Source organism: Kitasatospora sp. NPDC051914, from assembly GCF_040680995.1.
Taxonomy (GTDB): domain Bacteria; phylum Actinomycetota; class Actinomycetes; order Streptomycetales; family Streptomycetaceae; genus Kitasatospora.
Genome location: NZ_JBFAXX010000134.1, coordinates 1 through 7059, shown reverse-complemented (window position 1 = coordinate 7059; position 7059 = coordinate 1). Strand labels below are relative to the sequence as shown.

Genomic DNA, 7059 nt, shown 5'->3' with positions numbered 1-7059 from the left:
GTTGCGGTTTTGGTTCGTGTTTTACCCCGGGGTCAATTCCCGAGGGGGGCGGGGGGGGCCACCCCCGGGCTGGGGGCGGGTGGGCCCCCCCCACGCGCCCCTGAGTGGTTTCCCGCGTCCCTGAAGCAGCAACCGCTAGTACGAGCGCGGGAGGCCGAGGGTGTGTTGGGCGACGTAGTTGAGGACCATCTCGCGGCTGACGGGGGCTACCCGGCCGACGCGGGTGACGGTGAGGAGGGCGGCGAGGCCGTACTCCTGGGTGAGGCCGTTGCCGCCGAGGGTCTGGACGGCCTGGTCGACGGCCCGGCAGGCGGCCTCGCCGGCCGCGTACTTGGCCATGTTGGCGGCTTCGCCGGCGGCGAGGTCGTCGCCGGCGTCGTACAGGTGGGCTGCCTTCTGGGTCATCAGCCGGGCGAGTTCGACCTCGATGGCGCACTGGGCCAGCGGGTGGGCGATGCCCTGGTGGGCGCCGATCGGGGTGTCCCAGACGGTGCGGGTGCGGGCGTAGTCGACGGCGGTGTCTAGGGCGCGGCGGGCGGCCCCGATCGAGAACGCCGCGGTCATGATCCGTTCGGGGTTGAGGCCGGCGAAGAGCTGCAGCAGCCCGGCGTCCTCGTCGCCGACCAGGGCGTCGGCGGGCAGCCGGACGTCGTCCAGGAAGACCTGGAACTGCTTCTCGGCGGCGACCAGCTCCATCGGGATGGCCCGGTACTCGAAGCCCGGCGTGTCGCGGGGGACGACGAAGAGCGAGGGCCGCAGCCGTCCGGTGCGGGCGTCCTCGCTGCGGGCGACGAAGAGCACGGCGTCGGCGTGGTCGATGCCGGAGATGAAGACCTTGCGGCCGGTGAGCAGCCAGTCGTCGCCGTCGCGGCGGGCGACGGTGGAGATCCGGTGGGAGTTGGAGCCGGCGTCCGGTTCGGTGATGCCGAAGGCCATCCGGCGGGTGCCGTCGGCCAGGCCGGGCAGCCAGCGGCGGCGCTGCTCCTCGGTGCCGTAGCGGGCGATGACGGTGCCGCAGATGGCGGGCGAGACGACGAGCATCAGCAGCGGGCAGCCGCCCGCGCCGAGCTCTTCGAGGACGATGGCGAGTTCGGTGATGCCGGCTCCCCCGCCGCCGTACTCGGCAGGCAGGTTGACGCCGAGGTAGCCGAGCTTGCCGGCCTCGGCCCACAGTTCGTCGGCGTACTCGCCGGCGCGGGCCTTGGCCTGGAACCAGGCGGGGCCGAAGCGGGCGGCGAGGTCGGCGACGGCCCGGCGCAGGGCCTGCTGCTCGGGGGTCTCGACGAGGGTGCCTGCGGTGGTGCGCGGTGCGGACATGCGGCGTCCTTCCGGGCGGTGGGGGTGGGTGCCGTACGGGGTGTGCGGGGCTCAGGCGGGCTGGACGACGGCGAGGACGGCCCCGGGCTCGACCTGCTGGCCGGGGGCGACGCGGAGTTCGGTGAGCAGCCCGTCGGCGGGGGCGGTGACCTGGTGCTCCATCTTCATGGCCTCCAGCCAGAGCAGCGGCTGTCCGGCGGTGACGGTGTCGCCGGGGGCGGCGGCGGTGCGGACGACGGTGCCGGGCATGGGGGCGAGCAGGGCGCCGGGGTCGGTGCGCTGCGCCGGGTCGGGGAAGCGGTCGAGGGCGGTGAGGGCGGTGGCGCCGTGCGGTCCGTCGATCCAGACGGCGGTGCCGTGGGCGGCGACGCGGAAGGTCTGCCGCAGGGTGCCGGTCTCCAGGAGGACGAGGCCGGGTGCGGATTCGACCAGCCGGGTGCCGGGGTGGCCCTCGGCGTCCAGGCCGGTCCGGCCGATCCGGTAGCGGACCTCCCATTCGCCGCCGTCGGCGGCGCGGTAGCGCTTGACCTGCGGCTGGGAGGGCAGGTTGCGCCAGCCGGAGGGCAGCGCGGTGCGCCGGGCGGCGGCGTCGGCCAGCGCGGCGGCGAGGGCGGCGAGCGGGGTGTCCTTGCCGTCGGGGGCGGTGAGGTCGGCGGCGTGCTCGGTGAGGAAGCCGGTGTGCAGCCGGGCGTCCAGGAAGGCGGGGTGGCGCAGGGCGCGGACGAGCAGTTCGCGGTTGGTGGCGGGGCCGTGGATGCGGGCGCGGGCGAGGGCGTCGGCGAGCCGTCGGGCGGCGGCGGCCCGGGTGGGTGCCCAGGCGACGGCCTTGGCGAGCATGGCGTCGTAGTGGACGGTGACGGTGGAGCCGTCGTCGACGCCGGAGTCCAGGCGCAGCCCGGCGGGGGCCGCGGTGGTGGTGAACTCGGCGTGCGGGTGGGCGAGTTCGAGGCGGTGCAGGGTGCCGGTCTGCGGCTGCCAGTCGCGGGCCGGGTCCTCGGCGTAGAGCCGGGCCTCGATGGCGTGGCCGGTGGTGGCGGGCGGTTCGGCGGGCAGGGCTTCGCCCTCGGCGACGGCGATCTGCAGGGCGACCAGGTCGAGGCCGGTGACGCATTCGGTGACGGGGTGTTCGACCTGGAGGCGGGTGTTCATCTCCAGGAAGGCGAGCCGGCCGTCGGGGGCGAGCAGGAATTCGGCGGTGCCGGCGCCGACGTAGCCGATGGCCCGGGCGGCGTCGACGGCGGCGCGGTGGAGTTCGGTGCGCTGCCGTGCGGTGAGGCCGGGGGCGGGGGCTTCCTCGATCACTTTCTGGTGGCGGCGCTGCAGGGAGCAGTCGCGGTCGCCGACGGCCCACACGGTGCCGTGGGTGTCGGCCATCAGCTGGACCTCGACGTGCCGCCCGGTGGGCAGGTACGGCTCGCAGAAGACCTCGTCGGAGCCGAAGGCGGCGAGGGCCTCGGCGCGGGCGGCGGCCAGGGCGGCGGGCAGTTCGGCGAGGTCTCGGACGATCCGCATGCCGCGTCCGCCGCCGCCGGCCGCGGCCTTGACGAGCAGCGGCAGGTCGGCCTCGGTGGGCTCCTCGCCGACGGTGAGGACGGGCACGCCGGCCCCGGCCATCAGCCGTTTGGCGCCGGTCTTGGAGCCCATGGCGGCGATGGCGGCGGGCGGCGGCCCGATCCAGGTGAGGCCGGCGTCGAGGACGGCCTGCGCGAAGTCGGCGTTCTCGGAGAGGAAGCCGTAGCCGGGGTGGACGGCGTCGGCTCCGGCGGCGCGGGCGGCGGCGATCAGCAGGTCGGCGCGCAGGTAGGTGTCGGCGGGGGCGGCGCCGGGCAGCCGGACGGCGGTGTCGGCCTCCCGGACGTGCGGGGCGCCGGCGTCCGGGTCGGAGTGCACGGCGACGGTGGCGATGCCGAGGTCGCGGCAGGTGCGGAAGATCCGCCGGGCGATCTCGCCGCGGTTGGCGACCAGCAGAGAGGTGATCACTTGGGTCGTTCCTCCACGAGAAGCTACATCCGGAAGACGCCGTAGCCGCGGGCGCCCTCGACGGGGCCGCTGTGCACGGCGGCGAGGCAGAGTCCGAGCACCGTCCTGGTGTCCCGGGGGTCGATGACGCCGTCGTCGTAGAGCCGCCCCGAGAGGAAGGCGGGCAGCGACTCGGCCTCGATCTGCTGCTCGACCATGGCGCGGATCGCCGCGTCGGCGTCCTCGTCGTACGGGGTGCCCTTGGCGGCGGCGGACTGCCGGGCGACGATCGACAGCACACCGGCGAGCTGCTGCGGGCCCATCACCGCGGACTTGGCGCTCGGCCAGGCGAACAGGAAGCGCGGCTCGTAGGCCCGCCCGCACATGCCGTAGTGCCCGGCGCCGTAGGAGGCGCCCATCAGCACGGACAGGTGCGGGACGCGGGAGTTGGAGACCGCGTTGATCATCATGGCGCCGTGCTTGATGATGCCGCCCTGCTCGTAGGCCTCGCCGACCATGTAGCCGGTGGTGTTGTGCAGGAAGAGCAGCGGGATGTCGCGCTGGTTGGCGAGCTGGATGAACTGGGCGGCCTTCTGCGACTCGGCGCTGAACAGCACGCCCTGCGCGTTGGCGAGGATGCCGACGGGGTAGCCGTGCAGGGTGGCCCAGCCGGTGGCCAGGCTCGGCCCGTACAGCGGCTTGAACTCGTCGAAGTCGGAGCCGTCGACGATCCGGGCGATCACCTCGCGCGGGTCGAAGGGCACCCTCAGGTCGCCGGGGACGATGCCGAGCAGCTCCTCCTCGTCGTACTCGGGCGGCTCGGCGGCGATGTCGGGCAGCGGGCCGCGGCGCTGCCAGTGCAGGCGCCTGACGATGCGGCGGGCGATCCGGCAGGCGTCCGGCTCGTCCTCGGCGACGTGGTCGGCGAGGCCGGAGGTACGGGCGTGCATGTCGGCGCCGCCGAGCCGTTCCTCGTCGGCCTCCTCGCCGGTGGCCATCTTCACCAGCGGCGGCCCGCCGAGGAAGACCTTGGCCCGCTCCCGCACCAGCACGGTGTGGTCGGACATGCCGGGCACGTACGCGCCGCCGGCGGTGGAGTTGCCGAAGACCACCGCGATCGTCGGGATGCCGGCGGCGGAGAGCCGGGTGAGGTCGCGGAAGAGCGCCCCGCCGGGGATGAAGATCTCCTTCTGGCTGGGCAGGTCGGCGCCGCCGGACTCGACCAGGTTCACCAGCGGCAGCCGGTTGTGCAGGGCGACCTCGTTGGCCCGCAGCGCCTTCTTCAGCGTCCACGGGTTGCTGGCGCCGCCGCGCACGGTCGGGTCGTTGGCGGTGATCACGCAGACCGTTCCCTCGATCACCCCGATGCCGGTGACCAGGGCGGCACCCACCGGGTGGTCGCTGCCCCAGGCGGCGAGCGGGGAGAGCTCCAGGAACGGCGAGTCCTGGTCGAGGAGGAGTTCGATCCGCTCACGGGCGAGCAGCTTGCCGCGGTTGCGGTGCCGCTCGACGTACCGGGGCCCGCCGCCGGCCAGCGCCTTGGCGTGCTCGGCGTCCAGGGCGGCGAGCTTCTCCAGCATCGCGGCCCGGTGGGCGGTGTGCTCGGCGCCGCCCGGGTCGAGGCGGGTGGGGAGGACGGTCACAGGAGGGCCTCCGGGATGTCGAGGTGCCGGGAGCGCAGCCACTCCCCCAGCGCCTTGGCCTGCGGGTCGAAGCGGGCCTGCGCGGCGACGCCCTCGCCGAGCAGCCCGGCGACGGTGAAGTTGACGGCGCGCAGGTTGGGCAGCAGGTGCCGTTCCACCGTCAGTCCGGCCGTCTCCGGCAGGAGTCGGCGCAGCAGGTCGGTGGTGAGGGTGTGAGCGAGCCAGCGCCAGCCGTCGTCGGTGCGGGCCCAGACGCCGAGGTTGGCGTCGGCGCCCTTGTCGCCGCTGCGCGCGCCGGCGACCAGGCCGAGCGGGGCGCGGCGGGTGGGCCCGGCGGGCAGCGGTTCGGGCAGCGGCGGCTCGGGGAGCGGTTCGAGCGGCCGGGTGCGGTCGGGTGCCGGGACGGCCCGGCGGCTGCCGTCGGGCAGCACCGCGGTGTGCGGGACGCCGCGTTGGTCGGTGTACGCGCTCTCGAAGACGCCGTACGGGGTGCCGGGGCCGGGCGGCGCGGTGAGGTGGAAGCCGGGGTAGCCGGCCAGGCCGAGTTCGACGGCGGCGGCGCCGACCGCCCGGCCGACGGCCCGCTCGTCCGGGTCGCGGACGGTGAGGCGCAGCAGCGCGGAGGCGGTCTCCTCGGTGTCGGCGTCCGGGTGGTCGGTGCGGGCGAGGGTCCAGCGCAGTTCGGCGGGCCGCCGCTCCAGCGCGCCCTCGAACTGACGGCGCACCAGGTCGGCCTTGTCCTCGACGTCGAGGCCGGTGAGGACGAAGACGATCTCGTTGCGGAAGCCGCCGAGCCGGTTGAGGCCGACCTTGAGATCGGGCGGCGGGGCCTCGCCGCGGACGCCCTCGACGAGCACCCGGTCGGGGCCCTGCCGGGCGAGCCGGACGGTGTCCAGGCGGGCCGTGACGTCCGGCCCGGCGTAGCGGGGGCCTGCGGTCTCGTAGAGCAGCTGGGCGGTGACGGTCTCCACGGTGACGGCGCCGCCGGTGCCGGGGTGCTTGGTGATGACGCTGCTGCCGTCGGCGTGGATCTCGGCGAGCGGGAAGCCGGGGCGGGGGTCGGTGCCGGGGCCGAGGTGCTCCCGGAAGAAGGCGTAGTTGCCGCCGGTGGCCTGGGCGCCGCACTCGAGGACGTGGCCGGCGACGACGGCGCCGGCGAGGGCGTCGAGGTCGTCGGGGCCCCAGCCGAAGTGGGCCATGGCGGGCCCGGCGACGAGGGCTGCGTCGGTGACCCGGCCGGTGACGACGATGTCGGCGCCGCCGCGCAGGCACTCGGCGATGCCGGCCGCACCCAGGTAGGCGTTGGCGGCGAGCAGGCCCGGACGGGGCCCGAACTCGACGGCGCGGTGCAGCAGGTCGTCGCCGAGGACGTGGCCGACGCGCAGCGCCAGGCCCTGCTTGGCGGCGAGGCCGGCGACGGCCTCGGCGAGCCGGCCAGGGTTGAGGCCGCCGGCGTTGACGACCAGTCGGACGCCGCGTTCGGCGGCGAGGGCGAGGCACTGCTCGGCCTGCCGGAGGAAGGTCTTGGCGTAGCCGAGGTCCGGGTCCTTCAGCCGGTCGCGGGCGAGGATCAGCATGGTGAGCTCGGCGAGGTAGTCGCCGGTCAGCACATCCAGCGGCCCGCCGGTGAGCATCTCCTCGAACGCGGCGAACCGGTCGCCGTAGAACCCGGACGCGTTGCCGATCCGCAGCATGCCCGCCTCCCCTGCCCTGGTGGTGCAGCAGCCTGGCAGCGGCCCACGAAGAAATCAAGCATGCATGCTTGTTTTGGCTCCGAAGGCTTGCCGGCAGGATCCGGGCACGGGCCGCCCGGGGGCTCGACAGCCGGTGCGGGTACCGGTTCGGAAAGACGGTTCGTCCGGTGAGGGCCGGGGCCCGGGGCGGGCGGTGCGCAGTCGAATCCGACGGACCATCACCCTGTGTAATCGCAAGGGCAGTCCGCAGTACCGCCGATGGCGCAGTGCCGACGGAGATTCCCACCCGGGCGGGCGAACCTCGCGCGCGTCCGGAGGACCGTTCCGCCTCGCCGTGCCAAGACTTGGTGGCGGGGGCGCGGGGCGCGGGCCCGCCGCGGGCCCGCCCCCCCCGGGGACCCCCCGCACCGCCCCCCCCCCCAAGGGGAAAAATTTGAGTGAGAAAC

The 7059-nt window shown here is 75.0% G+C and carries 4 protein-coding genes; all 4 read right to left on the bottom strand.

From position 1 onward, the window contains the following. Window positions 1-135 precede the first annotated feature (135 nt). Genes AB0M03_RS39025 through AB0M03_RS39010 form a run of 4 tightly spaced genes read right to left on the bottom strand, consistent with a single transcriptional unit; the run spans window position 136 to window position 6613 of the window. Complete coding sequence (locus AB0M03_RS39025) at window positions 136-1317, bottom strand: acyl-CoA dehydrogenase (protein ID WP_363501385.1); 1182 nt, start codon at window positions 1315-1317, stop codon at window positions 136-138. 51 nt (window positions 1318-1368) lie between these two features. After that, window positions 1369-3297: a biotin carboxylase N-terminal domain-containing protein gene (locus AB0M03_RS39020; protein WP_363501382.1), complete on the bottom strand. Its 1929-nt coding sequence runs from the start codon at window positions 3295-3297 to the stop codon at window positions 1369-1371. 23 nt (window positions 3298-3320) lie between these two features. Further along, a complete protein-coding gene (locus AB0M03_RS39015; protein ID WP_363501379.1) occupies window positions 3321-4919 on the bottom strand; it encodes a carboxyl transferase domain-containing protein in 1599 nt (532 codons plus the stop codon). Beyond that, complete coding sequence (locus tag AB0M03_RS39010) at window positions 4916-6613, bottom strand: acyclic terpene utilization AtuA family protein (protein WP_363501377.1); 1698 nt, start codon at window positions 6611-6613, stop codon at window positions 4916-4918. Before AB0M03_RS39010 ends, AB0M03_RS39015 begins: the two co-directional genes overlap by 4 nt. Window positions 6614-7059 lie beyond the last annotated feature (446 nt).

Bases quoted from the DNA above. Each gene is read 5' to 3' on its own strand.
- AB0M03_RS39025 (WP_363501385.1), bottom strand. From the start codon at position 1,317: ATGTCCGCACCGCGCACCACCGCAGGCACCCTCGTCGAGACCCCCGAG.
- AB0M03_RS39010 (WP_363501377.1), bottom strand. From the start codon at position 6,613: ATGCTGCGGATCGGCAACGCGTCCGGGTTCTACGGCGACCGGTTCGCC.